The sequence below is a fragment of the Hymenobacter sp. 5516J-16 genome (assembly GCF_022919335.1).
Lineage (GTDB): Bacteria > Bacteroidota > Bacteroidia > Cytophagales > Hymenobacteraceae > Hymenobacter > Hymenobacter sublimis.
The window spans coordinates 1,970,266-1,994,869 of the sequence record NZ_CP095058.1; the positions used below are offsets into that span (position 1 = coordinate 1,970,266).

23 protein-coding genes and 3 pseudogenes are annotated in these 24,604 nt (G+C 58.8%); 10 read left to right on the forward strand and 16 right to left on the reverse strand.

The genetic code is table 11. The features are described from left to right. Positions 1-206: 206 nt before the first annotated feature. The 5 genes from MUN84_RS09755 to MUN84_RS09775 all read left to right on the forward strand — a co-directional run bounded on the left by MUN84_RS09755 (position 207) and on the right by MUN84_RS09775 (position 5,135). A complete protein-coding gene (locus MUN84_RS09755; RefSeq protein WP_244697853.1) occupies positions 207-872 on the forward strand; it encodes a head GIN domain-containing protein in 666 nt (221 codons plus the stop codon). A gap of 400 nt (positions 873-1,272) precedes the next feature. Beyond that, positions 1,273-2,424, forward strand: a complete 1,152-nt coding sequence (locus MUN84_RS09760) for an MFS transporter (protein ID WP_244697854.1) — start codon at positions 1,273-1,275, stop codon at positions 2,422-2,424. Between the two features lie 254 nt (positions 2,425-2,678). Further along, positions 2,679-3,479 (forward strand): hypothetical protein, encoded by an 801-nt coding sequence (locus tag MUN84_RS09765; protein WP_244697856.1) that lies wholly within the window; start codon positions 2,679-2,681, stop codon positions 3,477-3,479. A gap of 63 nt (positions 3,480-3,542) precedes the next feature. Further along, on the forward strand, positions 3,543-4,148 hold the full coding sequence (locus MUN84_RS09770) for a pseudouridine synthase (protein WP_244697858.1): 606 nt from the start codon (positions 3,543-3,545) through the stop codon (positions 4,146-4,148). Positions 4,149-4,676: 528 nt separating this feature from the next. Beyond that, positions 4,677-5,135, forward strand: coding sequence for a cold-shock protein (locus MUN84_RS09775; RefSeq protein ID WP_244697859.1), 459 nt, complete (start codon positions 4,677-4,679; stop codon positions 5,133-5,135). A 250-nt stretch (positions 5,136-5,385) separates the two neighbouring features. Here MUN84_RS09775 and MUN84_RS09780 read toward each other — a convergent pair whose 3' ends face one another. From MUN84_RS09780 to MUN84_RS09795, 4 genes are all read right to left on the reverse strand, one after another. After that, complete coding sequence (locus MUN84_RS09780) at positions 5,386-6,516, reverse strand: putative sensor domain DACNV-containing protein (RefSeq protein WP_244697868.1); 1,131 nt, start codon at positions 6,514-6,516, stop codon at positions 5,386-5,388. Positions 6,517-6,926: 410 nt separating this feature from the next. Then, positions 6,927-7,385, reverse strand: coding sequence for a hypothetical protein (locus MUN84_RS09785; RefSeq protein WP_244697870.1), 459 nt, complete (start codon positions 7,383-7,385; stop codon positions 6,927-6,929). A 96-nt stretch (positions 7,386-7,481) separates the two neighbouring features. Next, positions 7,482-7,754: a hypothetical protein gene (locus MUN84_RS09790; protein ID WP_244697872.1), complete on the reverse strand. Its 273-nt coding sequence runs from the start codon at positions 7,752-7,754 to the stop codon at positions 7,482-7,484. A gap of 137 nt (positions 7,755-7,891) precedes the next feature. After that, entirely contained in the window at positions 7,892-8,320 is a 429-nt protein-coding gene (locus MUN84_RS09795) for a hypothetical protein (protein ID WP_244697874.1), read from the reverse strand. A 300-nt stretch (positions 8,321-8,620) separates the two neighbouring features. Here MUN84_RS09795 and MUN84_RS09800 point away from each other — a divergent pair, with 300 nt between their 5' ends. Continuing rightward, the gene (locus tag MUN84_RS09800) at positions 8,621-9,466 is read left to right on the forward strand and encodes a DUF5694 domain-containing protein (RefSeq protein ID WP_244697876.1); all 846 of its coding nucleotides are present in this window, start codon (positions 8,621-8,623) and stop codon (positions 9,464-9,466) included. 200 nt (positions 9,467-9,666) lie between these two features. Here MUN84_RS09800 and MUN84_RS09805 read toward each other — a convergent pair whose 3' ends face one another. The 10 genes and pseudogenes from MUN84_RS09805 to MUN84_RS09840 all read right to left on the reverse strand — a co-directional run bounded on the left by MUN84_RS09805 (position 9,667) and on the right by MUN84_RS09840 (position 17,598). Then, positions 9,667-9,984: a nucleotidyltransferase domain-containing protein gene (locus MUN84_RS09805; protein ID WP_262920684.1), complete on the reverse strand. Its 318-nt coding sequence runs from the start codon at positions 9,982-9,984 to the stop codon at positions 9,667-9,669. Positions 9,985-10,105: 121 nt separating this feature from the next. Beyond that, entirely contained in the window at positions 10,106-10,351 is a 246-nt protein-coding gene (locus MUN84_RS24530) for a HEPN domain-containing protein (protein ID WP_410780084.1), read from the reverse strand. Positions 10,352-10,426: 75 nt separating this feature from the next. Beyond that, a pseudogene (lpdA, locus tag MUN84_RS09810) lies at positions 10,427-11,831 on the reverse strand (dihydrolipoyl dehydrogenase). A 200-nt stretch (positions 11,832-12,031) separates the two neighbouring features. After that, the gene (locus MUN84_RS09815; protein ID WP_244697879.1) at positions 12,032-12,469 is read right to left on the reverse strand and encodes a hypothetical protein; all 438 of its coding nucleotides are present in this window, start codon (positions 12,467-12,469) and stop codon (positions 12,032-12,034) included. A gap of 37 nt (positions 12,470-12,506) precedes the next feature. After that, entirely contained in the window at positions 12,507-13,193 is a 687-nt protein-coding gene (locus MUN84_RS09820) for a carboxypeptidase-like regulatory domain-containing protein (RefSeq protein ID WP_244697887.1), read from the reverse strand. 83 nt (positions 13,194-13,276) lie between these two features. Continuing rightward, positions 13,277-13,696, reverse strand: a complete 420-nt coding sequence (locus MUN84_RS09825) for a hypothetical protein (RefSeq protein WP_244697892.1) — start codon at positions 13,694-13,696, stop codon at positions 13,277-13,279. 200 nt (positions 13,697-13,896) lie between these two features. Further along, the gene (locus tag MUN84_RS09830) at positions 13,897-14,280 is read right to left on the reverse strand and encodes a hypothetical protein (RefSeq protein ID WP_244697894.1); all 384 of its coding nucleotides are present in this window, start codon (positions 14,278-14,280) and stop codon (positions 13,897-13,899) included. Between the two features lie 502 nt (positions 14,281-14,782). Then, complete coding sequence (locus MUN84_RS24535) at positions 14,783-14,917, reverse strand: helix-turn-helix domain-containing protein (RefSeq protein WP_410780085.1); 135 nt, start codon at positions 14,915-14,917, stop codon at positions 14,783-14,785. After that, a complete protein-coding gene (locus MUN84_RS09835; RefSeq protein ID WP_244697896.1) occupies positions 14,854-15,489 on the reverse strand; it encodes a Crp/Fnr family transcriptional regulator in 636 nt (211 codons plus the stop codon). Before MUN84_RS09835 ends, MUN84_RS24535 begins: the two co-directional genes overlap by 64 nt. A gap of 444 nt (positions 15,490-15,933) precedes the next feature. Next, positions 15,934-17,598, reverse strand: a complete 1,665-nt coding sequence (locus tag MUN84_RS09840) for a M1 family metallopeptidase (protein ID WP_244697898.1) — start codon at positions 17,596-17,598, stop codon at positions 15,934-15,936. A gap of 204 nt (positions 17,599-17,802) precedes the next feature. Between MUN84_RS09840 and MUN84_RS09845 the strand changes: the two genes are divergently transcribed. From MUN84_RS09845 to MUN84_RS09860, 4 genes are all read left to right on the forward strand, one after another. Next, positions 17,803-18,450 carry an EamA family transporter gene (locus MUN84_RS09845; protein ID WP_244697900.1) on the forward strand — a complete coding sequence of 216 codons (648 nt, stop codon included), beginning with the start codon at positions 17,803-17,805 and terminating at the stop codon, positions 18,448-18,450. Beyond that, positions 18,416-18,667 (forward strand): EamA family transporter, encoded by a 252-nt coding sequence (locus tag MUN84_RS09850; RefSeq protein WP_244697902.1) that lies wholly within the window; start codon positions 18,416-18,418, stop codon positions 18,665-18,667. The genes MUN84_RS09845 and MUN84_RS09850 overlap by 35 nt, the downstream gene beginning before the upstream one ends. Positions 18,668-18,781: 114 nt before the next feature. Then, positions 18,782-19,171, forward strand: a complete 390-nt coding sequence (locus MUN84_RS09855; RefSeq protein WP_244697904.1) for a group III truncated hemoglobin — start codon at positions 18,782-18,784, stop codon at positions 19,169-19,171. A 151-nt stretch (positions 19,172-19,322) separates the two neighbouring features. Next, positions 19,323-19,688: a group III truncated hemoglobin gene (locus MUN84_RS09860; protein ID WP_244697905.1), complete on the forward strand. Its 366-nt coding sequence runs from the start codon at positions 19,323-19,325 to the stop codon at positions 19,686-19,688. 203 nt (positions 19,689-19,891) lie between these two features. Here the strand turns inward: MUN84_RS09860 and odhB are convergent. Together odhB and MUN84_RS09870 are read right to left on the reverse strand one after the other, a co-directional pair. Then, a pseudogene (gene odhB, locus MUN84_RS09865) lies at positions 19,892-21,594 on the reverse strand (2-oxoglutarate dehydrogenase complex dihydrolipoyllysine-residue succinyltransferase). Positions 21,595-21,712: 118 nt separating this feature from the next. Then, positions 21,713-24,558 (reverse strand): annotated as a pseudogene (locus tag MUN84_RS09870) (2-oxoglutarate dehydrogenase E1 component). Positions 24,559-24,604: the final 46 nt, after the last annotated feature.

Here is a 24,604-nt window from a genome sequence, read left to right on the forward strand (position 1 = left end):
GTATATTCTGACAAGGAAGATGGGGCGCTTACGCAGGCTGCCGCCCGGATGTTACCTCCACTGTAGGCAGCTATATAGCAATTGCACTTTATATACGGTAACTTACTCAAGCTGAGCACCTACAAAAATTCGCTCCCAGAGGCAACGGTTGCGGGCCGCTGCTCATCTACCCGCTCGTACTTCCACTTTTCCTACCTGCTTTCCTTATGAAAACGACTACCCTACTTCGTTCCTTGGCCCTCGGGGCCCTGTGCAGCGTAGCAACCCTGGGCGCAGCCTCAGCTCAGCAACCCCGCGCGGTTAGCGGATTTCAGGCTATTAAGGCCAGCGGTGCTATTAACGTGTTTCTGAAGCAGGGCGCTACCACTGAAGTACAGGTAGATGCGCCAGCTGAACTGCTGGACCGCATCAAAACGGAGGTGCAGGGTAACACGCTCAGCATCTACCGGGAGAAGGGCTTATCCATGCTGCTCAGTAACCAGAAAGTAAACGTGTACATCACCTGTCCCACCCTCACGGGCGTTGAGGTCAGCGGAGCCTCGGACCTGAAAAGCACTACCCCCTTCACGGCCGACGAGTTTACCATCCGGGCCAGCGGTGCTTCCGACGTAACCATGACCATCAACGCCAAGTCCTTGATGGCCACTGCCTCCGGGGCCTCCGACCTACGCCTGACCGGCCGCGTGGAGCGCCAGCAGGTGCAGGTAAGCGGCAGCAGCGACTACCAGGGTTACAACCTGCAAAGCCGCACGGCCACGGTGCAAGCCAGCGGCGCCTCCGACGCCTACGTAGCCGTTACTGAGGAGCTTTCCTCGCACGCCTCCGGCTCCAGCGACATTCATTACAAAGGCAAGCCGCGCGTGAGCAAGTAGTCAGCTCCATTTCACTTCTTATAAGAATACCCAGCGGCAGCTCCCTTGCCAGGAGCTGCCGCTGCTTTTACCGTTGCTTTCATATCCCTCACGGTAATTCAATATGATGCGCCGCGTTCGGCCAGTCGATGTCATTCTTTCAGTGCCGTTTAGCTGTTTCTGATGATCTACCGGAGCGGGGTGGCGGCCACATTTAGGCGCACGAAGAGCGTGGCATCATAGGCAGCGTTGCGCTTCTTGATTAGGCTAACAGCCAACCCAAACGGCCCGCGCTGACGTTAGCTCCACCTAACCTTTGCCCCGCTTGCCGCCGTAGCAGTTCGGAGCTGCAGCCCATAATGCGCCCGCGGGTACCCAGTGGGTTGTAGCTTTGACACGCAACAGGGGGTAGCACCAGCACATGACACAGGTAGTTGAGGAGAAGGTTACGCCCCGGCAGGCGCGGTGGGCCATTGCGCTGTTTTTCTTTGTTTCGGGCTTCGGGTACTCTACCTGGGCCTCCCGAATTCCGGTGATTCAGCAGCAGCTGCACCTGAGTGAGGCTCAATTGGGCGGGGTGCTGTTTGCCTTGCCGGCCGGCCTGATGCTCACCTTGCCCGTTACGGCGGGGCTGCTCCAGCGCTTCAGCAGCCGGCAGATAATGCTGGTCGGGGCCATTCTCTACAACGTGGCCCTGGCCCTGCTGGGACTAGTGGAGCACACATGGCAGCTGGTGGGCCTGTTGTTTTGCTTCGGTTCCTCGCGCAATCTGCTCAACCTGTCCATGAACGCCCAGTCGGTGGGCGTGCAGGCCCGCTACGACACATCCATCATTGCTACCTTCCACGGGGTGTGGAGCGTGGCCGGTTTCGCCGCCGCGGCCTTGGGCACCTTGCTCATTGGTCGGCGCGTACCCACCTCCTTGCACTTTGCCACGGTGGCCGTGGTGCTGACCGGCGTGGCCCTGTTCACGTACCGCCACAGCCTGGTGCTGCCGCCAGCCCCGGAAGCCCGCCGCGCTGGCTTCTCCTGGCCCGATAAAACCCTGCTAAAATTCGGCCTCATTGCTTTTGCCTCCATGGCCTGCGAGGGCACCATGTACGACTGGAGCGGCATCTACTTTCAGAAAGCGGTGTTGGTGCCCAAGGAAGCAGCAGCCCTGGGCTTTACCATCTACATGGTAGCCATGACGGCCGGGCGCTTCAGCGGCGACCCACTGGCCAACCGCTTCGGGGTGAAGTCTATTCTGCACTACAGCGGCCTGCTCATGCTGGGCGGGTTGCTACTAGCCGCCCTGCTGCCGATGCCCCTAACCGCCGGGCTGGGATTTGCGCTGGTGGGGCTGGGCGTGTCGTGCGTTATTCCGATGGTGTTTGGCATGGCCGGGCGTACGGCCGCCCTCAGCTCCGGCTCAGCCATTGCGGCGGTGTCCACGGTAGGGTATGTGGGGTTTCTGCTGGTGCCGCCGGTGGTAGGCTTTATTGCCGAAGTGGCCGGGCTGCGGTGGTCGTTCGGGCTGATGGCGGTGCTGGGCGCGGTAGTGGTGCTGCTGGTGCGCCGCCTGCCAGCTTGAGGTCGAGTAGCTCCTGTTGTCACTCCGAGAATGGTAGGAAATCTGGGGCCACCACAACTGACTAACCGGGAATCCTCCTTTTGGTCGGAATGGCATCGGAATGACAACGGAAGTCACTTGTAGCAGGCTCAATCTCACGGGCTTTCTGCGTACCTTAGAGGTTCGGCGGCCGTGCCCAGGTGGGAAAAGCGGGCAGCTGAGGTCTGGTGATGAAGTATTTGCTTGCCTTCGTACTAGGATGGCTTCCGCTACTGGTGGGGGCTGCCCCGCTGCTGGAACCCCTGCAAATTGCCCGGCAGTTTGTAGCGCCCACCGGCTGGCCCGACATGAAAAGCTACCTCAGTGGCGAGGCTGCCGGGCAGGCCCGCCGTCAAAGCCTGGGCCAGCAGATTCCGGCTACCCTGCAGCGCCGTTGTGAGCTGCTGCAGCAGGGCCCCGCTACCGCCGTGGTAGCAGTGGAACTGCGCGACTCCGTGAGCCGCAACGACATCTACCTGCACTTCCGCCGCGACTCCACCACTGCCGCTACCCCCTGGAAGCTGGCCGCCGTGCGTAGCCTGTCCATGACCCAGCTCGGCCCGCCCATGCTTCAGCTGCTCTCTGATATGGGGCCCGCAGAAGTTGCGCAATACAACCAGAAGCACCCCGAGGCCAGCCACGAGTTTATGCTGGGTAACATTCGCCTGTGGGTGGGCTCCGACGCGACAATCAGCCAGCACTTCACCCGCAACCGGCCCGCTTTTCAGCGCGCCCTCCGCCTAATCCAGAGCCGCCGCTACTTCGCCGCGCCGGCCGATACTACTGGGGCCAGGGAGCAGGCCGCCAACGCCGACGCTGCCGTACTGGCCCTGCTGCGGCCCCTGTATATCAGCCGGGTAACTCAGCGCACCTTGGGCTGCACCAGCTGCCTGGAGTTCGTTATCGGGGGCGTGAAAAGCAACACCGTGGGCCTGCTTTACCAGCCCGAGGCCAAGCACGTTCCCGCCATGAGCCCGGACCGAATTATCGTCATGAAGCCCCTGGGCAACGGCTGGTACCTGTACAAAACTACCTAGGGCTGCCCGCTGGTTGTACCTTCGTCCCTGGCCACCCTAGCTCCGGCCGGCTTTTTCGCGCGTATGACTCCCGTTACCCACCGTCACTTTCTGCTCTACAAACCCTACGGCTACCTCAGCCAGTTTACCAGCGAGTTTCCGCGGGAAATGCGCAAGAAGTTTCTCGGGGCCCTGCACGACTTCCCGGCCGGCACCATGGCCATTGGCCGCCTCGACGAGCCCAGTGAGGGCCTGCTCCTACTCACTACCGATGGCCGAGTAAGTGAGCGAATCCGTCGCAAAGACGTGGAAAAGGAGTACTACGCCCAGGTGGATGGCCTGATTACCGATGAGGCCGTGGCCCAGCTTGAAGCCGGCATTGGCATTGCCCACCGCAGCCTGGTGTACCACACCCTACCAGCCCGCGTGCGGCGCCTGGAAACCGCCCCCGAGCTACCGCCCCGCGGCCGCAACATCCGCTCCGACCGCCACGGCCCCACCAGCTGGGTGTCCATCATCGTTACGGAAGGCAAGTTTCGGCAGGTGCGCAAAATGACGGCCGCCGCCGGTTTCCCTACCCTGCGCTTGGTGCGCGTACGAGTTGGCAACCTCTGGCTAGAGGGCCTAGCTCCCGGCGAAGTGCGGGAAGTAGCCGACCTGGGCTTCCCAACCGAGGATCAGCCCGCTTAGGGAGCAGCTCTTACCTGCATTAGCTGGTTTACCCTTTGCCAGACCTGGACTTAGCTAAGCGGGTAGCTACTTCACGGCCAAGCGCTTCGGGCGTTGCGGCGCCAGCTTGGCTGCCTTTCAATTCCGAAGTTTTCCCAGACTGAGGCAGCCGCAGGAAAGAAATGCTTCTGGGATAAAGTATATTTGTGAGAACAGGCTCCGGTCTGCCTCCCGCCACCTGCCCAGGCGGGCTGAACTCCCCTATTACTAATGCCGCTTAGCGGCTGGCAAGGGGCTCTCCTCGGTCTGCTCCCACAACTTGGGGCAGCGGCAAGGTCCCGGCTTTTATCAGCCGTAGCCCTTGCTTAGCCATCTTCTTGTTGCCCACGTATTTTGGGTAATAATGAAATTTATTAGTCGCGGCGCTAGTTACTATATGCTAGCCCACACCACGTGCTTGGCCGGGCTCTTCCGGGCCAGCTACCCGCCAGGAGTTTCGAGTGCGCTTACGCTTTCATCACCGATACCTCACACAAAACGACATACGCCATGGGCAGATCACAAGCCACTTTTGGGAAAAAGGAAAACGAGAAAAAACGACTGAAAAAGCGCAACGACAAAGCGGAGCGCAAGGAAGAGCGCCAGGCTAATGCCAAGAACGGCAGCAACCTGGACGAGATGCTGGCCTACGTAGACGAGGATGGCAACATCACCTCTACCCCCCCGGATCCAACCAAGAAGAAAAAAGAAATCAAGGTGGAGGACATCACCTTGGGTGCTCGCAAGCAGGAGGAAGAAGATCCGGCCGACGCTATCCGTCAGGGCACGGTGTCGTTCTTTAATGACTCCAAGGGCTACGGCTTCATTAAGGATCAGAAAACCCAGGAAAGCATTTTCGTGCACGCCAACGGGCTAATCAACCAGATCAAGGAGAACGACAAGGTATCCTTTGAGGTGGAAATGGGCCAGAAGGGTCCGAACGCCGTACGCGTGCGTCTGGCCGGATAATCGCCACGGCATGCAGATACTGGTACGTAATGTGCCCGCCTTCCGCGGCGGCTATGGGGCTGAGTAGGGCCTTGCAGTAGGTCTTACCTCGCGCTGTAGCCGGCCCCGTTGGGTGCGGGCAATCTGGTACGCAAAACGCCCCGCGGCACTAGTTCCTTCTATAGGGAACTGGTGCCGCGGGGCGTTCCTATTTGGCTTTTTCGCTGCATAAACCGCACCTAAGCCGCGCTAACGTTCCGGCATTTTTGCCTTAGAGCAGGAGCACGTCGATGCGGTGGGCGTGTACCATTTGCTGCGTTTCCGACCAGGCGAACAAAGTAAAGAAGCCGTCCTGGGAAGCCACCAGGGCCAACGAGTCGCGCTGGTCGTGCACGAACTGAGCGGCGGCTAGGTGGCGGGTGCCGCCGTTCTGGGCCGGGTGCAGGTAACGGGCTGGGCTGTCGACAACAGGTTCCGTGAGCACCATCTTGTCGACGGGCACGCTGGACTCGGCCCGGGATACTTTGGCCCCGAAGGCCAGCAGGTGGTAGTCGCGGGTGATAATGGTGGCTCCGTCTACGGCCGTAAAGCCGCCTACCACGTGAATGGCTCGCTGAATTTCTTCGCGCCACTGCCACTTCGCTTGTTCGCGCTGCCGCCCCTCGGCAATGCCCACGTAGGCGGGCAGCACGGGGTAGGTCATGGGCTGCACAATGGACTCCTGCCACTGGGTTGAGTTGGGCGGCACCACCAGCACCAGCCCGCCCCGGCCGTGGGCCCGCATGGCGGCGGCCAATTCCACCAGCACGTTGTCGGTGGCACCGGTGGCGGAGGGCAGGCCCTCCCCAGGCAGAAACATGCGCAGGGCCGGGCAGTCATCTACGGCCACGTTTTCGGCATCCACCAGTTGCAGCTGGTCGCCGCGCAAAATGGCCACGTTCACGAACTTACCGAACCCATCGGCACGGCGGTGCTTTATCACCAATAAGCCCGGCTCTACCACTTCCAGCACAAAGCACAAGGGCGGAATTTCGGTGGCCGTACCCCACACGTACAGGCCCTCGTCGTCATACCACACGCCCAAGTGAATGCCCGGCTGCTCCACGGCCGGGGCCAGCTTGAGCAGGTTGTAGGGCGTGAGCCGGCGCTTGCCAAACTCCACCGGCTGGCCGGCCTGTTTGGGCTCCACCAAAGCCAGGGAAATGCGGGGCGGGTGGCCTTCTTCCCGCTGTAAGCTGGCCCAGAAGGCTGCATCAATGATAACCTCCACCCACTGCGCAGGCGGGGGCGCCGATAACTGGGCAATATCCCAGGTAGTAGCGGCCGCCCGGTGGCGGGCAAAGTGAGTTTCAACCATGGGGGCTACCATGCGGGCCGCCAGGTAGGTAGGTTCAGAAAGCATGAAAGGCAAGTACGGAGCTTTTGGGGTAGGATGCTAGCGGGTGTCGGCCGTGTTGCTACACCTGGGAGGGCCAGTAGACGGGCCGGAACGCCGGGCAGTGACAACCGACGAGGCTACCTTCCGGTTTGGCGTTGGCCCATTCCACCACTTGCCGCCAGCCTTTACTCCGTGCGCTTCCGTCGCCCAATGCCAGGCATATACCGGCAACTGATGTCAGAGGTCCAGCTTCTGCAGGATAAATACAACAGCGAAGTATACGCCGACCGCAGCAAGCTACCCGCGTGGTAGGCCTGAATTGAGCAGGACCTCACGGTCCTGCAGCCCTACGCGACCAAGCGGTTTACCACCAAGTTTAAGCTGTAGGCGGCACCGCTCTTTCCCTCGGGTGGTTCCTACCCCTAGGCCAGCCCCTATGGTTGTTCAGCAGGCGCAGAGTAGGTAACTGGGGCCGCACCGCGGGGCGGGTGCCACTTTCGCCACATGCGGCACGCCAGCACGAAGATGGCCACGGCCAGCACCAGCACCCCGGCCAGCCCCCACTTTAGCACCACGGGCCAGTGGCCGGAGACGGGCTGCACCTGCTTGGTTTGCAGAAAGTTGACCGAAAACTTCAGCAGCCGAAACGACCAGTATTCCAGGTACAGAAAGATAATGGTGCAGAGCGCAAACAGGCCCGCTACTACCTGCTTACGTCGGTAAAGGGCAGCCACCAGAATCATAAAGAAAGCGTACATGCCCAGGCCAATTGCCACGCCGCCTACCCCTCCCGTGAGCAGAAAGGCGTACTTTTCTTCCCGCTCCCCAGCCACGGCCAGCACCGGCCAGAGCAGGCAGCTACCGGCCAGTACACCTCGCATCAACTTCTTCATTCCTTAAAGATAGAAAAGGCCCCAAGCGGCATCCAAGCTGCTCAGGGCCTTTTCTGTTACTTAGCTAAGCACTTTATCCGCTTGTCCGCGAGTAGATTAAATAGCACCTCCGTCCAGGGAAGCTAGGTTTTGCTCGGCCGCATCTGCTGCGGGGGTGGGTGGGGTAGCCGGCGTACTGCTGCGGCGCTTGCCCAAATAGCCTAGGCCCACAGCTACTAAGGCCGCCCCGCCCAGTACTTTTTGAGCGGTACTCAGCCGGCCCAAACCGGAACCTTTGCCCAGCTTCTTAAGCGACTTAGCCGCGCCCCCGAACAGGGACTTTTTCTTGTCGGCCTTATTTTTCTTGTCTTTGGTTTTATTCTTTTTCATGACGCATGCTGGAAAGTGGAAGAAACTGAGTAACAAACGAAAAGGCCCAACGGCAGATGGTATTCGCAATCGGCTTCGGAAGGTTGTTGGGTAGCCATACTGGTCACATGTGCCGCGCTGAGTGGACCAGCAGAAACCTACGCTACCTCATCAGCGGCCAGCGGCTTCCGACTGCCGGAGCCGTGCGACTTGCCGGCTTTGGAGCTCTTGTGGCTTTTCCGGGGCGGCGCGGGCGATACGGACGAAGCCGCTGCCTCCTCGGTGGTTGCTTCTTCCGTGGCGGAAGTTTCCTGCGCTTCGGCTAGTCGGGGCCACTCGAATTTCGGGGGATGCTGGGGCTTTTCGCTGCCGCTACCCTTGCGCTGGTCCAGGTAAATGAGGCCAGCAGCCAGCAGGACCACACTACCCGCCAGTTTCTGACCCAGGCTGAGCTTAGAAATTTCGTTGGTCACCTTCCGAAACTTGCGGATAGACAAAGCGGCCGCATCGAGCACGTCGTCCGCTACGGCGTCCTTGCTCTTGTCCTTACCCTTTTTCTTGGAGTGCTTTTTCTTGTGCTTGGCCATGAGGATGCGAAATAGAGTTTCCGGGGCTGGCCTCTTGCCAACGGGCCAGTAGAAACCAGCCTTTTCCCTACCCCGGTATTCGCAGAGTTTGGCCCGAAGGTTTTTGTATACGCCTCATAATCAGGGCAACAGTTCTGCTTACGAAGCGCTGCATGCCTGTATGCTTATGCCCCGACCCACATCCGTGTCGGCCTCCGCAGAATCGGCGGCTCTACTTACCTGCAAGAGCCAGTTGCGTTATTCGGTCTAGCCCGTACTTTACATGCCATATGTACTTTTCTTCCTATTCCTCTCGTTCCTATGAAATCAACTTTTCTCCTTCTGTGTGCCCTGTTGCTTAGTGCTGCGTGCCTGGCCCAAACCAAGCCGGCCAAGCTGCTCTTGCTGGGCACCTTTCACTTTGATAATCCGGGGCTTGACGTTTCTAAACTCAACTCTCTCGACATCTTGTCGCCGAAGGTGCAACAGGAGCTGGAAACCCTCACCAGCCGCTTGTCGGCCTTCGGGCCCAAAAAGATATTTGTAGAGTGGCCCGCTAACGACCAACCGGGACTCGACAAGCTATATGCGGCCTACCTGGCAGGCAATTTTACCGCCTACGTCCAGAAAAATCACCCTCAGGGCGCTAACTCTTTTTACGCCAAAAACGAAATTTTTCAGCTTGCCTTCCGCGCCGGAAAAAAGGCCGGGCTCACCAGAATTTACGCTATAGATTACAAGAAAACGCAGTTTCCCTACGACAGCGTGATGCAGGCCATGCAAACGGCCCACCAAGATGCACTACTGCAAGACGTGCAGGCCTATGTAAAAAGCTACGAGACCAGCATGAACCGTAAGCTGACTACGCTCACGCTGCCCCAGATTCTGCTAGAAGAAAACACACCCGCCAGCATCCGCTACAACAAAGCGTTCTACCTCGATAAAATTAATCGGGCCGGCACAACCACCAATTTCAACGGGGCCTTCCTAGTATCAGAATGGTACCGGCGCAACCTGTATATGTATTCCATAGTGCAGAAAACGGTGCTGCCCACTGACGACAAGGTGCTGATGCTGGCTGGGTCCGGTCACACGGCCATGATGCGCGAGTTTGCGGAGCACGACAGCGCCTTCCAACTCATAGAACTTAAGGACGTGCTGAAGTAGGCCATCAGCGGCAAAAAGCAAAAGAGGCTGCAACTCTCGTGAGTTGCAGCCTCTTTTGCTTTCAAAGCGCAAGGACTACATGTGAATGGCGCGGTTCTCAGTGGCGGCGAGGCACGCTTCCTTCATGGCTTCGGCGTAGGTGGGGTGGGCGTGGCTCATGCGAGCTACGTCCTCGGCCGAGGCGCGAAACTCCATGGCCGTTAGGCGGCTAGAATTCCAGTTTGCTTGATTTCCTTTACAAAGGGATTCCAGTCAGTAAACTGCTCTGGCGCGAAGGTATGGGGCTCAATGTAGAAGTAGGGCCGCCGGGCCAAGAGTCTTGCAAAAGGCTTTACATCAATGAAGGCCGCACCGGTAAAGTCATCGGCTATTAGGGCCACGTCAATATCCGATTCCTCTCGCTGTTCGTTCCGGGCGTAGGAGCCAAACAAAATAACCTGCCGGAGTGGAATGTTCATCTTTCGCAGTTCCTCGGCGAAGGCACGAACTTGTTCTAAAGCAGCTTGCTGAGTAAACATTGGCGGAAATTTTCAGTTTCGAGCAATAGCTCAGTCGCGAAGACCTTGGTAGCTCGTTGATATACGGTTCGGGCGTAGTCAGGATAGCGCCCTTCCATTTGGAAAATGTTTAGCTCAGTGACTAAGACTTCCTCATCAGGACGTAGCACCACAGAGGTAGCGTCCAGAATGCGGGCGATATTATGAATTCGCGGGGATGGTCACTGACATTCTCTTGTACCCAAAGTGCTTTGCTCAATTTCTCGATAACTAGATGAGCGAAAAACAGACTATTCAGGTAATTCCCCGCCACTAGCAACGCCTGCGCCGACGACCAGTCCTGCTCAGCTGTTTCTTTCCAATAGTTGACATGATCCTGCTTGGTCATGGGTTGAAGCTACAAAAAAGCGGCGGAAGCTGGGTAGCTTCCGCCGCTTTTGGCTTTAACACCGCAAGCGCAGAATTACATGTGAATGGCGCGGTTCTCGGTGGCGGCGAGGCAGGCTTCCTTCATGGCTTCGGCGTAAGTGGGGTGGGCGTGGCTCATGCGGGCCACGTCCTCAGCGGAGGCGCGGAACTCCATGGCCGTTACGGCTTCGGCAATGAGGTCGGCGATGCGGGGGCCAATCATGTGCACACCCAGGATTTCGTCGGTTTCCTTGTCGGCCAGCACTTTCACGAAGCCGTCGAGGTCCATGGAGGCGCGGGCGCGGCCCGAGGCGCGGAAGGGGAAGTTGCCAGTTTTGTAGGCCTTGCCCTGCTCCTTTAGCTGCTCTTCGGTGTAACCCACCCCAGCCACTTCCGGCCAAGTGTACACTACCCCCGGAATCAGCAGGTAGTTGATGTGCGGCTTCTGGCCGACAATGGTTTCGGCCACGAACACGCCTTCTTCCTCGGCCTTGTGGGCCAGCATAGCGCCCCGCACCACGTCGCCGATGGCGTAGATGCCGGGCACGTTGGTTTGCAGGTGCTCATCAACCTTAATGCGGCCGCGCTCTTCCATTTCTACGCCGGCCGCTTCCAGGTTCAGGCCGGCGGTGTAGGGCACGCGGCCCACGGCTACCAGGCAGTAGTCGCCTTCAAACTTCACTTCCTCGCCTTTCGGGTTGGTAGCGGTTACGGTCACGGCCTCGCCCTCGCGGGTAGCGCCGGTTACCTTGTGGCTCAGGAAGAACTCGATGCCAATTTTGCCCAGGATGCGCTTCAGCTCTTTGCCGAGGGCACGGTCCATGGTCGGGATGAGGGAGTCCATGAACTCTACCACCGACACTTTCGCGCCGAGGCGGGCGTACACCGACGCCATTTCCAGTCCGATGACGCCGCCCCAATCACAATCATGTGCTTGGGCACTTCCCGGATGTTCAGGGCCTCGGTGCTAGTGATGATGCGCTGCTTATCCTGCTGAATGAAGGGTAGCACGGTAGGTTTGGAGCCGGTAGCAATGATGACGTTTTTCGTCTCGATCTGCTGCTCCTCGCCGCCCGCGGTGGGGTAATCTTGATGTGATTCTTATCCACGAACGAACCCACGCCTTTGATGACGTCGATTTTGTTCTTCTTCATCAGGAACTGAATGCCGTCGGTGTTGGCCTTCACTACCCCGTTTTTACGGTCGATGAGCTGGTTCATGTTGATCTGCAAGTCGCTCAGCTCAATGCCGTGCTCCTTGAAGGTGTGGCCGGCATTGTGGAAGTGCTCCGTGGAGTCGAGCAGGGCCTTGCTGGGGATGCAGCCCACGTTGAGGCAAGTGCCGCCCAGGGTGTCGTACTTCTCGATGAGGGCCGTTTTGAGGCCGAGCTGGGAGCAGCGGATGGCCGCCACATAACCGCCGGGCCCGGAGCCGATGACGGTAACGTCGTATTGGTTCATGCTAAGGTGAATTCGGTGGAAATCAACGGAGCGAAGGTACGGACGGTGAAGTTGGGAAATGGTGAAATGGCAAGTTTTTACGCTCTAACAGTGCCGGGCAGCTCTGCTTAAACGAGGCCAAGGCTACCCGGAAAACGAGAAGCTCCCTTTCCGGACTGGAAAGGGAGCTTCTCAAGTCATAGCTCAGTTGGACGGCGTTCCTACCCCGCGGCGGGCTCCAACTGCCCCACCTGACTGCGCAGCACTTCACGGGCCATAGCTAAGCTGGTGCTACCAGCGTCGACGACCAGATAGATAAATTGCCCGCCTTTGTCCGTGAGCTGGAACAAGTGCAGCTGGCTGGAAAGCGTGATGAGGATGTCTTCGATGGCCTCACCCTGGAGGGCCAGGGCGGTCAGGGCTTTGAGTTTGTGCTTTACCACTTCCGCGTTGTAAGCGGCCGCCGTGCTGGGGTTGATGGTGGGCGAGTTGGTGTGCGCGGCCAGGCTGGTGCCCGAGGCTACATCTACTACGGCCACGGCCAGCAGCTTCGGCAGCTCCGCCAGCACGTTTTGCACGACCAGAGTGGCTAGCGGGTTGGGCTTAGGCAGCCTGTCGGGCCGGCGGGAGGCTTTCTTACGGTACGATTTCGGCTTCACTCACGCTGGTTACTAAGTACTCAGGCGCGGGTAGCGCCTAGAAAAACAGCCAGCGCTTCTTCTGCTGGGCGCGGGGCAGTAGGGTTACGTCGGCGGTGCGGGAGCCTTTCACGGCCACTTCCTCGTCGTGGTAGCCGCCGTAGCCATACTTCAGGGAGCTGGTGCCGGCGGGCACCGTTAGCACGTACTCGCCCTGGGCGTTGGTAGATACCCCGCGCAGGCTGCCGGGCTGCATCACGGTAGCACCTACCAGGGGCTGGCCGTTTTCGCCCTTAATCTGGCCGCGCACCGTAATCATGCGCAAGGAGGCTGCCGAGGAAGCCATTTCGGCCGAGGCACCGGCTTCCAACACTTCCGTAGCTGCCACATCGGTAGGCAGGCTGCCGGTGGGCAAGTTCTCGGTGGGGGTGCCGGCAAACACCATGGTACCTACCAGCACGGCCGAGGCCACCAGGGTAGTAGCACGGCGGCGGAAGCGCACGGGCTCGGCCCGGATGTACTGAATCTGCCGGTTTACCCAGCTAGGGGCTAGCGCCGCGTCTTGGGCGGCTTGCAGCTCCTGCCAGCGGGTAAGGGTAGAGTGGGCCTGATCGGCATCCCGATGCAGGTAGGCTTCCACGGCTTGCGCCGAAGCCTTGCTTAAGTCGCCGCGCAGGTAGGCATCCCGGTACACGGGCAGCAGCTCACCAGTTTGCGGATCGAAGGGAGAAGCTGTCAATTTCATAGGCGGGTAGGAAGTTGAAGTGAAACAATAGAAAAAGGGAATTCGGTATTCTTCTCCTCTCAACACGGCAGCCCGCTCGGCAGCTATCCCTCGCAGGTCCGCATTACCTCGCGGGCAATGCCCAGGTTGGTGTCCCGGCAGTCCACGGCTACGTACAGGAACCGGCGGCCATCGGGCAGCAGGCGCAGCAAATGCAATTGGGAGTGCAGCGTAATCAGGATTTCTTCCAGCTGCTCCTCGGGGCCCAGTTGCAGGGCGGCCAGGGCCCGGCCCTGCTGCCGGACTACCTCGGCGTTAAAGCCCACTACTTTGCTGAGGTTGAACTCGCGGGAGGTGGTATAGGAAGCCAAGGCCTGACCCGATTCTACCTCTACGACGGCCGCTCCCAACAACTCCGGAAGTCCCGCCAGTAGGTGGTGTATGATGCGCTCGGCGGAAACTTTCTCGGCCCCGGCGGCCGCAGAAACAACCTTATTAACCGCGGGTCCGGCAAGCTCCTGCAAGCGCTGAAGAAAAGAGATTGGCATAGCCTATCAATAAAGCACTGGCGCCTCGCGGGCACCAGTAGCACAAGCAACACATGACATCTACTCTCGCTTTCCGCCCCTTTTGTCAGCGTGCCCTTGGGCTGGCAACAGGTGCAGAACCGGCCGGCGCAGCCAACCGGTTCTGCACTGCTTCGTGTACAGCTTCTGTCGTTAGCTTAATTGTTAAGGGTGGCAACGTGGCTGCGCAGCACCTCGCGGGCAATGGCCAGGTTGGTGTCGCGGGAGTTTACTACCAGGTAAATAAACTTGGTACCGGCTTCCGTCAGCTTCAGCAGGTGAATCTGGTTGGAGAGGGTAATGAGGATGTCCTCAATGGTTTCCCCCTGCAGCTTCAGGGCTGTCATGGCCTTCTGCTTCTGCTTTACTACTTCGGTGTTGTAAGCGGCCGCCGTATCGGGGTTGAGGGCAGGCGAGTTGGAGTGCGACGCCAGGCTCATGCCGGAGGTAACATCAACTACGGCCACGGCCACCAGACCGGGCAGGTCGCTGATGATGCCTTCTACTACTTTACCAGCGGGGTTGTTAACTGAGTAAGCCATGCTACTGAGTGGAGAAAATATAAGAGGAAGTAAAAAATCGATCCGCACAAGCCGCCTATTCCTCTGCTGCTGTCTGGCCTTGAGCCCACGCGTTGGCCCGCTGCTGACGGCTGAAAAGAAGTCGTGAGTAAAACTTGTGGCAAGACTCCTGACTTGCTGGCACATACGGCCTCTGACAGGATGAATTGGTTTACAAATCTCCCTAGAATCTCTACCCTAAAAAATGACTTTCGTCAACACAAAAAATGATATTGATTAAACTTTTCCCGGCGTTTCCAGCCTGGGAAACCATATTGGGATTCATAAAGTACTATAAATACTAACTTATAAAACACTCCTCGATAAAACAACACTTCCCCGCCGATTAGTACCGGCCGGGGAAGTACGAAAAGAGAATTTTAGTGGTTTCCAGAAGCGGCAACTATACCCTGCGGGCTACCCCGGCAAGTTGCCTTGCAACCCGCCCAGGAGCCTGTTGGGGCCTGAGGTTACAACCCCTGCCTTAATCATAGAGGGCCGCTAGGTGGCTCAGCTTGCCCACGTTCAGAATGGTAATGCGGCTACCTTGGGTTGCTACCAGCCCTTCGTCACGGAATTCGGAAAGCAGGCGGCTGGCGGTTTCCTTGGCCGTACCCATGAGTGCAGCCAAGTCGTCGCGGGAAATGGGGATGCTGAAGGGCTCATCGGTGGCGGCCGAAACACGTTGTAGAGCAGCAACAGGGCTTCGGCCAGCCGCTCGCGCACGGGCTTGTAGGAGCCGTGCAGCATCCGTTCCTCGGCCTCGCCCAGGGCTTTGGCCAGCAGGCGCATCAGGGAATGGGCAAACTGGGCGTTTTGCTCAATAAGGCTGAAGAAGTCGGTGCGCGGCACCAGGCACACCACGCAGTCGGTGAGGGCGGTAGCGGCGGTGGAGTAGTTGCCGCCCATCATCAGGGAGCGGTAGCCAATAACGTCGCCTTCCTTCACCAGCCGGATGATGTGCTCCTTGCCATCGGCACTGATCTTGGAGACTTTAATCTTACCCTGGTGCACGCAATACAGCCCGTTGGCCCGGCTACCCTGCTGGAAAATTACCTGCCCCTTGTGGTAAGACTGGTGCACTTTTCCGCCCGAAATAAAGGTCAACTCGCCGTGCTGGCAGGCTCCCAGCAACGACTGCTGCACGTGCGGGCAGTTCTGACAATTGACGGGAACAGAAGGAACGATCATACGGTGATACGATATAGACTATTTGCACTAGTGCCGTTTCGCTCTGCTTGCTCTCCTATGAGCTCTATGAGCTGACAAGAGAGCCGATGCATAGTACGGCTACCTTAGCAAAATTCAAATCATCTGCTCTGCAAACTCTACCCCAGTCACCCAGCTAAGAATACCTTAACCGGGTACGTAAACTATAGTCGGCACGTATTTGTGCCATTAACAACACAAAATTAACATATTTTTAATCTACCAGCAGATTTATACGCCTATCATATCATCCCATAATGACACAAATCGTTTTCATTAAGGGAATGCACTTCTTGAAATAAGGCAACTACTGCTGCATAGCGTTTGGCCTCCTACTATTACAGCAACTTTACCTGTTAGAAGCGACGCTTATTATCTGGCTTGCAATCAATATGTGTGGCTCCTACCTGTGCGGACCAGCGCGGGTTATTCTACTAGCACCCCGATATAGTAGTTTTCCGTATCAACCTCCAGGTTTTCGCGGGTAAGGCCGGGCAGGTTTAGGGGTTGGAAGGAGGTAGTAAGTGGCAGGGTGCGGTACTCAGCGCCCTTGGTGCGCAGCCTGATGGGTAGGTTAAACTCTGGCACGTTGGCAATCCACCGGCCCACCGGTTTACCCTCTTCGAAACGAATTTCTAGGGTTGGCAGGCTGGCGTAGCGCAGGTACTGGTCGAAAATGGGCGTGAGGTTGTAGCCGGTTTGCTGGCTGAGGTAGCCTACTACCTGGGGCGTAGTTACGGTTTGGTGGTAGAAGGTGCGGGACAGGCCCCGCAGCAGTTCCCGCCACCGGGCATCATCGGGCACGTAGGCCGTCCGGATCAGGTTGAGCACATTGCTACCCTTGTCGTACATATCAGAGGAACCCTCCCGGTTTACCTCGTAGGGGCCAATAATGGGCGCGTCGTTCTGGATGTTGCGGCGCTGCCCCCGGATATACTGCTGAGCGGCCTGCTTGCCAAACTGGCTTTCCACGAACAGAGCCTCGGAGTAAGTAGTAAAGCTCTCGTGAATCCACATGTCGGCTATGTCCTTGCTGGTAATGTTGTTGCCGAACCACTCGTGCCCACTTTCGTGGATGATGATGAAGTCCCACTTCAGGCCCCAGCCGGTGGCGGAGCGGTCCTTGCCCAGGTAGCCGTTCTGGTACTTGTTGCCGTAAGCCACGGCGCTCTGGTGCTCCATGCCCAGGTGTGGGGCCTCCACCAGCTTGTAGCCATCCTCATAAAACGGGTAAGGCCCAAACCACGACTCCAGTGACTTCAGCATGGGCTTTACGTTGGCCGCAAACTGGGTTTTGGCCTTGGACAGGTTCTCGGGTAGCACCCAATAGTCCAGCGTGAGCTTACCTTTCTCGCCGGCATACTCGTCGGCAAAGTGCGTGTAGTCGCCCACATTCAGGGCCACGTCGTAGTTGTTGATGGGGTTGCTCACAAACCAGTCGAAGCGGGTGGCGCCGCCTTTGAGGGCAGTGGTTTTGCGCAGACGGCCGTTGGAAATGTCCTTTAAACCCTTGGGCACCGTTACGCTGATGAGCATGCTGTCAACCTCGTCGGCCTGGTGGTCTTTGGTGGGCCACCAAATGCTAGCCCCTACCCCCTGGCAGGCCGAGGCAACCCAGGGTTTGCCCTTGCTATCCTGAGTAAACACCAGTCCGCCGTCCCAGGGCGCGTGCTTGGCCTCGGTGGGCTGCCCGGAGTAGAACACGGTGAAGGCGGCGCGGCTGCCCTTGCGGATGGGCTCCGGAAACGTGACAAACACGGCGTTGGCTTCGCGGGTAAACGGCACCGACTTGCCCTGGTACCCCACCTTTTCCACCTTCAGGTTCGCAAACAGGTCAAACTGCAGCCGGCTGAAATCCTGGGTGGCCGTGAAACCGAACAGGTTGGAGCCGCTGAGCGCCTTTTTGCCGATATCCAGCCGCACATCCAGGTGGTAGTAGTTGAGGTCGTAGCAGGTGCGCAGGGGCGTGAGGGCCCCGCGCAGGGAATCGGCGCGGGTGAAGGCGGGCTTGGCCTGAAGCAATTGGGCGGCGGCCGGATTGCTCAGGCCCACCAGCAGGCCCAGCCAAAGAAGTAGAAGAAAAGAGCGCACAGGCAAGCAAGGTAGGAGTACGCGGTAAAGAACGGGATTCGAGCGCAAGCGCTGCATCTCCTGCCCTACCCAAGCCGGTACGCTGCAGGGCCAGGCTTGCCCCACTGCTAGTTGCCCGGCCAAGTGGCCTGACAAGCGGCCGGTAGCGCGCGGCCATCCTGCCAAAACCGGCGTAGGTTTGCAGTCTACATGCTTCCGGTTTTTATGGCGAATCAGCTACCTCCTTCCCGCACGGCCCTGCTCCTGGCCTTTGCAGCCGTCTACCTCATCTGGGGTTCCACCTACCTGGGCATCCGCTTCGCCATCGACTCCATGCCGCCCCTGCTCATGGCCGGCAGCCGCTATGCCCTGGCGGGAGCCTTGCTCTACGGCTTCATGCGCCTGCGCGGGGAGCCGGCCCCCACCTGGCGCGGCTGGGGTGTGGCCCTGCTTATTGGTATCTGCCTGCTGGCTTTCGGCAACGGGGGCGTCACGCTCGGCGAGCAGTACATCCCCTCGGGCCTAGCGGCATTGCTGGTGGCCACGGTACCTATGTTTCTGGCGGTGCTGGGGTGGTGGAGCGGGGTAGCGCAGCGGCCTACCCCGGCCGTAACGCTGGGGTTGGTGTGCGGCCTGGGCGGCGTGTATTTGCTGGCTCGTACGCCCGGCGCCAGCCACGTAGCCCTGCCCGGGCACGAGGGCATTGGGATGGTTCTGGTGCTAACGGCGGCGCTGGTGTGGGCCATTGGCTCGTTGTACTCCAAGCGGCACCAGCCGAGTCCGTCGCCCTTCTTGTCGGGGGCATGCAGATGCTTTGCGGGGACTGGTGATGCTGGTCGTGGGCCTAGTTCGGGGCGAGGCCCAGGGCTTTGAGCTGGCGCAGGTGACGTCGAAATCATGGCTAGCGTATATCTATCTGGTTACGTTCGGCTCGATTGTCGCCTTTACGGCGTACATCTGGCTGCTACGGGCCGTGGAGCCGGCGCTGGCTGGTACCTATGCCTTTGTGAACCCCGTGGTGGCTGTGCTGCTGGGCTGGGCCTTTGCCAGCGAGCAACTGAACGCCGGCATGCTTGGGGCGCGGCCCTGATTGTGTTAGCCGTGGTACTGGTGGTGTTAGGCGGTAGGCGCGCCGCCTAACGGCGCCCATGTTAGCGTCGGCCGTAAGTTGCTTTGTTCCGCCCTTCTCCTGTCTACTTCTGTTATGGAACACCTACCTGATATTCAATCCGAAGAGGACGTTCGCCTGCTGGTAGATTCCTTCTATAACCGGGTGCAAACCGACGACCTGATTGGGCCCATCTTCGAGGCAGTGGTTCAGGGGCAGTGGCCCCGCCATTTGGCTACTATGTATGACTTCTGGAGCAGCCTGCTACTGGGTACAGGGCGCTACCGGGGCCGGCCTTTTGCCAAGCACCTGGCCCTACCCATCAACAGTCAGCATTTCCGGCGCTGGCTTGCCTTATTCGTGGAAACGGTAGAAGCCCATTTCGCCGGCCCTACCGCCGACGAAGCGCTGTACAAGGCGGGTAACCTTGCTTCCATTTTTGAGTATCGTATCCAGCAAGCCAACAACCCGCTCAACCTACTTTAAACTTTTCCAAGCCGGATCTAGCTTTAGGGGCTGTTAATCAATTAGAAAGAACATAATTTCAAGGAATCATAAAAATATTTTTCGCCCTTTAGCGAAAGTTGTGCAACCTGCGTAAATTCGCTCCGTATCCACTGGTCCTACCTCTGCTCGTATGGCTACTTCTACTCTTCCCGATTTGTGCACCGAAGGTGACATCAAGACGCTGGTGGATACCGCGTTCAGCAAAGCCAATGAAGATGAGCTCTTGGCTCCTCTATGCAGCGCTGTTGCGCGCGTGCACTGGCCCCGCCACCTCACCTCCATGTATGACTACTGGAGCACGGCGCTGCTAGGCACCACCCGCTACCAGGAAGGCCAGATGGTTCCCCTGCACTCGGCGCTGCCGGCGCAAGGTCCCTTGTTTCAGCGCTGGGTTTCTTTGCTGAAACGCACCGTTGACGAGAAGTTTGCCGGCTCAAAAGCCGAAGAAGCCAAAAGCAAAGTAGCGACGCTGGCCTCTAACTCCCGCGCCGCCTAACCGATATTACCCCGCTCTTTTTATCCCACCCCCAATTCCCGCTCCTTTCTCACTCACCCATCCACCCACCCACCCGCTGAAAAGCCCTCTGGTTTATTCCAGAGGGCTTTTTTGCGCAATCATGCTGCCAAGACAAGACAGGCATGAAAAAGGCTACCCATTATGGCGGGTAGCCTTTTCTATTAACGCTTCAAATAGTCCGCTTACACGCCCAGCAGCAGACGGGTCGGGTCTTCGAGCAGCTCTTTCACGCGCACCAGGAACGATACCGATTCGCGGCCGTCGATGATGCGGTGGTCGTAACTCAGGGCCAGATACATCATGGGGCGGATTACCACTTGGCCGTTTTCAGCAATGGGGCGCTGCACGATGTTGTGCATACCTAGGATAGCCGACTGCGGGGCGTTGATAATCGGGGTGCTCATCATGGAGCCGAACACGCCGCCGTTGGTGATGGTGAACGTGCCGCCGGTCATTTGCTCGATGGTGAGCTTGTTGTCGCGGGCCAGGGTAGCCAGGCGCACGATTTCCTTCTCGATACCATCAAACGACAGTTCTTCGGCGTTGCGAATTACCGGTACCACCAGCCCTTTCGGCGCCGATACGGCGATGCTGATGTCGCAGAAGTCGTTGTACACGATGTCGGTGCCGTCAATCTGGGCATTCACGGCGGGCCATTCTTTCAGGGCCACGCACACGGCCTTGGTAAAGAACGACATGAAGCCGAGACCTACCGAGTGCTTCTCCTTGAACTTGTCCTTGAACTTGTTGCGCAGGTCCATGATAGGCTGCATGTTCACCTCGTTGAAAGTGGTGAGCATGGCCGTTTCGTTCTTCACGGATACCAGGCGGCGAGCTACCGTCTTGCGCAAGTTGCTCATCCGCTCCCGACGCACGTTGCGGTTGCCGCTGGCAGCCGGAGCCGCTGCTACTGGCGCGGCAGCTTTGGCCGGAGCAGCGGGGTAGGTGCCGGGGCTGGGGCCGCTGGGCGGGCCTGAGCGTTCTGGGCGTCTTCCTTCGTGATGCGACCATCGCGGCCGGAACCTTGTACGTCGGCGGGGCTGATGCCTTTTTCACCCAGAATCTTACCAGCCGCTGGCGAAGGGGTGCCGGTAGCGTAGCTGGTAGCACTGGAGGTAGCCGGAGCCGTTGCACTAGCCTGGCTGGCGGCCGAAGCCGGAGCGGCCGGAGCGGAAGTAGCAGCCGGGGCGCCGCTGCCGCCTTCAATGCGGGCGATGGTGGCCCCAATGCCGATGGTTTCGCCTTCTTTGGCGGCGTGACGCAGCGTGCCGCTACCCTCGGCGGGCAATTCAAACGTGGCCTTGTCCGACTCCAGTTCGGCAATGATTTCGTCGCGCTGCACTTGGGCACCGTCTTCCTTAAGCCATTTGGCTACCGTTACTTCCGTAATGGATTCGCCCACGGCTGGAATTTTCATTTCTACAGTAGCTGCACTACCGCCGCCGTTGCTGGCGGGTGCGCTAGCAGCTGCCGGGGCGGCAGCCGTAGGCGTATCAGCCGAGCCGGCCTGGGAGCCGCCGTAGCCACTTTGGTTGCTGGCGGCGGGGTTCTGCTCACCTTGAGTTACCGGGTCAGTGCTAGACGTAGCGGCCGGAGCACTGGCAGCCGGAGCGGCGGGAGTAGCAGCAGCTGGCGCCGCTGAAGCACCAGCAGCTCCGTCGATGTCGGCAATGGTGGTGCCGATGCCAATGGTTTCGCCCTCGGCTACGCGGATTTTCAGGATTCCGTCGGTTTCAGCGGGCAGCTCAAATGTAGCTTTGTCTGATTCCAGCTCGGCAATTACTTCGTCGCGCTTCACGGCGTCTCCGTCAGCCTTCAGCCATTTGGCGATGGTAACTTCGGTAATAGACTCGCCAACGGCGGGGATTTTAATTTCCAGACCCATAGGTGGGAGAATTGAAGGGTTTCGGTAGGTATCTTTAGCTATTAGCTCCTGGCTGATAGCTGTCAGCTTTCGAGTGATGAAGCTACAGCCAGCAGCCAGGAGCTAACAGCTCGAAAAACTAGTCTGCCTTTTGCGCGTTGGCTGCGGTTTCCTTAATTGTGGTGTCCGCTACGGCTTCGCGAGGCTTGTCGAAGGCGCGGGCCACGAGGTCCTTTTGCTCCTTTACGTGCACCTTGTTGTAACCGGTAGCGGGCGAGGCGGAAGGCTTGCGCGAAATCACATCTTCCAGCTCCCGGCGCATGAAACGCAGCAGGTAGTTCCAGTAGCCCATATTTTCGGGCTCCTCTTGTACCCAGTACACCTTGGCCTTTGGGTACTTAGCCAGCTCAACGGCGAGCTGCTTCTGCGGGAAAGGATGCAGCTGCTCCAGGCGCACAATGGCCACGTCGCGGCGCTCCGACTTCTGCTGCTCTTCCAGCAAATCGAAGTACACTTTACCCGTGCACAGCAGCACGCGCTTCACCTTTTTGTCTTCGGCGTACACGTCGCCCAGCACTTCGCGGAAGGTGCCGGAGGTGAACTCCTCTACCGGCGACACGCACAGCGGGTGGCGCAGCATGGACTTGGGCGACATTACCACCAGCGGCTTGCGGAACTCCCAGGTTAGCTGGCGGCGCAGGGCGTGGAAGAAGTTGGCCGGCGTGGTCATGTTGGCTACCACGATGTTGTGCTCGGCAGCCAACTGCAGGAACCGCTCGGGGCGGGCGTTGGAGTGCTCCGGGCCCTGGCCTTCGTAGCCGTGAGGTAGCAACATGACCAAGCCGTTCATGCGCTGCCACTTGCTTTCCGACGATACGATGAACTGGTCAATCATGGTCTGGGCGCCGTTGGCGAAGTCGCCGAACTGGGCTTCCCAGATAACCAGGGCCGTAGGGTTAGCCATGGCGTAGCCAAACTCGAAGCCTAGCACGCCATACTCACTCAGCAGGGAGTTGTAGATGCGGAGCTGCTCCTGCCCTTCTTCAATATAGTTTAGGGAATTGTAAGGCGCCGAGGTTTCGGCGTCGTGCAGCACCGCGTGGCGGTGCGAGAACGTGCCGCGCTGCACGTCCTGTCCGCTCAGGCGCACAATGTGCTTTTCGGCCAGCAACGAACCGTAGGCCAGCAGCTCACCCGCCGCCCAGTTCAGGTTGCGCGACTCAAAGAACATCTTCCGGCGCTCCTCCATCAGCTTTTCAATTTGCTTCAGGGGCGGAAGCCCTCAGGCAGGGTCGTCAGGGCCTTGCCGACTTTCTGCACCAGCTCTTCGCTAATGCCCGTTACCGGCGACTGGTCGAAGTCCTCGGGCTTGCTGCGGCGCAGGCTACGCCACTCATTTTCGAGGGCTTGGTAGTTGTAGGGTAGCGGCTTCTGCTTCACCAGGTCCAGGCGGGCCTGCAGGGTGTCGCGGAACTCCTTATCCATCTGGTTCGCCAGCTCCTTATCCACGTCGCCGCGCTCTACGAGCATGGCGTTGTACACCTCGCGGGGGTTCTGGTGCTTGCTGATGAGGTTGTAGAGGGTAGGCTGGGTGAACTTGGGCTCGTCTGACTCATTGTGGCCGTGGCGGCGGTAGCACACCATATCAATGAAGATATCGGCGTGAAACTGCTGACGGTACTCAGTGGCGAGCTGCACAGCAAACACCACGGCCTCGGGGTCGTCGCCGTTCACGTGCATCACGGGCGCGTCGATAATCTTCGCCAAGTCCGTGCTGTAGATGGACGAGCGGGCGTCTTCGAAGTCGGTGGTAAAGCCTACCTGGTTGTTGATGACGAAATGCACGGTGCCGCCGGTCTTGTAGCCTTCCAGCTGCGACATCTGCGTTACCTCGTAGCCAATGCCCTGGCCGGCCACGGCCGCATCGCCGTGAATCAGGATGGGCAACACCTTATTATAGTCGTTCTGGTAGCCGTGGTCGAGCTTGGCGCGCACGAAGCCTTCTACTACCGGGTTCACCGCCTCCAGGTGGCTGGGGTTGGGCGCCAGCTTCAGGTTTACGGTGCGGCCACCGGCATCTACTTGGCTGCTGTAGCCCATGTGGTACTTCACGTCGCCGTCGCCCATGGTCAGGTCCGGTACGGCAGTGCCCTCGAATTCTGAGAAGATCTGCTCATAGGTTTTGCCCATGATGTTGGCCAGCACGTTCAGGCGGCCGCGGTGGGCCATGCCAATCATCACTTCCTCCACGCCCAGCTCCGCACCCTTCCGAATGATGGCGTCGAGGGCGGGAATCGTGGTTTCGCCACCTTCCAGCGAGAAGCGCTTCTGGCCCAAGAACTTGGTATGCAGGAAATTTTCGAATACAACCGCCTCGTTGAGCTTGCTCAGGATACGCTTTTTGTACTCCACCCCGGGGTTAAAGCTCAGCGAGTCTTTTTCTACTTTCTCCCGGAACCAGTCGAGCACCTGCGGGTCGCGGATGTACATGTACTCGAACCCGATGGTACGGGTGTACACCTTATCCAGAGCGGCCACAATGTCGCGAAGCTTGGCATTCGGCCCGAGGCCTAGTACTTCGCCGTTTTTGAACGTTGTGTCAAGGTCAGTTTCGCTTAGACCAAAGTCCGACAAGCTTAGACGGGCTTTGCGGTCTTTCCGCTCCCGTACCGGGTTAGTGCGGGCCACCAAGTGGCCGCGGCTGCGGTAAGCGTGAATCAGGTTGCGGACTTGGGTTTCCTTATCGGCCGATACGGTGTCTACGGCGCGGATAGTACCGGCTTGGTTGGTGCTGGCCGTAGTGCCGAGTACACCTTCACCATCGGCCTGCGCAGCACCATCTTCGGAATACTGCTGAGCAAAGTCGAAACCTTCAAAAAACTTCTGCCAGCTTACGTCAACCGATTGCGGATCGGCCTTGTACGATTGGTAGAGCTGATCAATGTATTCGCCGTGTGCATTGGCGATGTAAGAGTAAGCATCCATGCGGTGGGAACTGGTAGTGTCAGGAGTAAAGGTAACTAGCTTGATT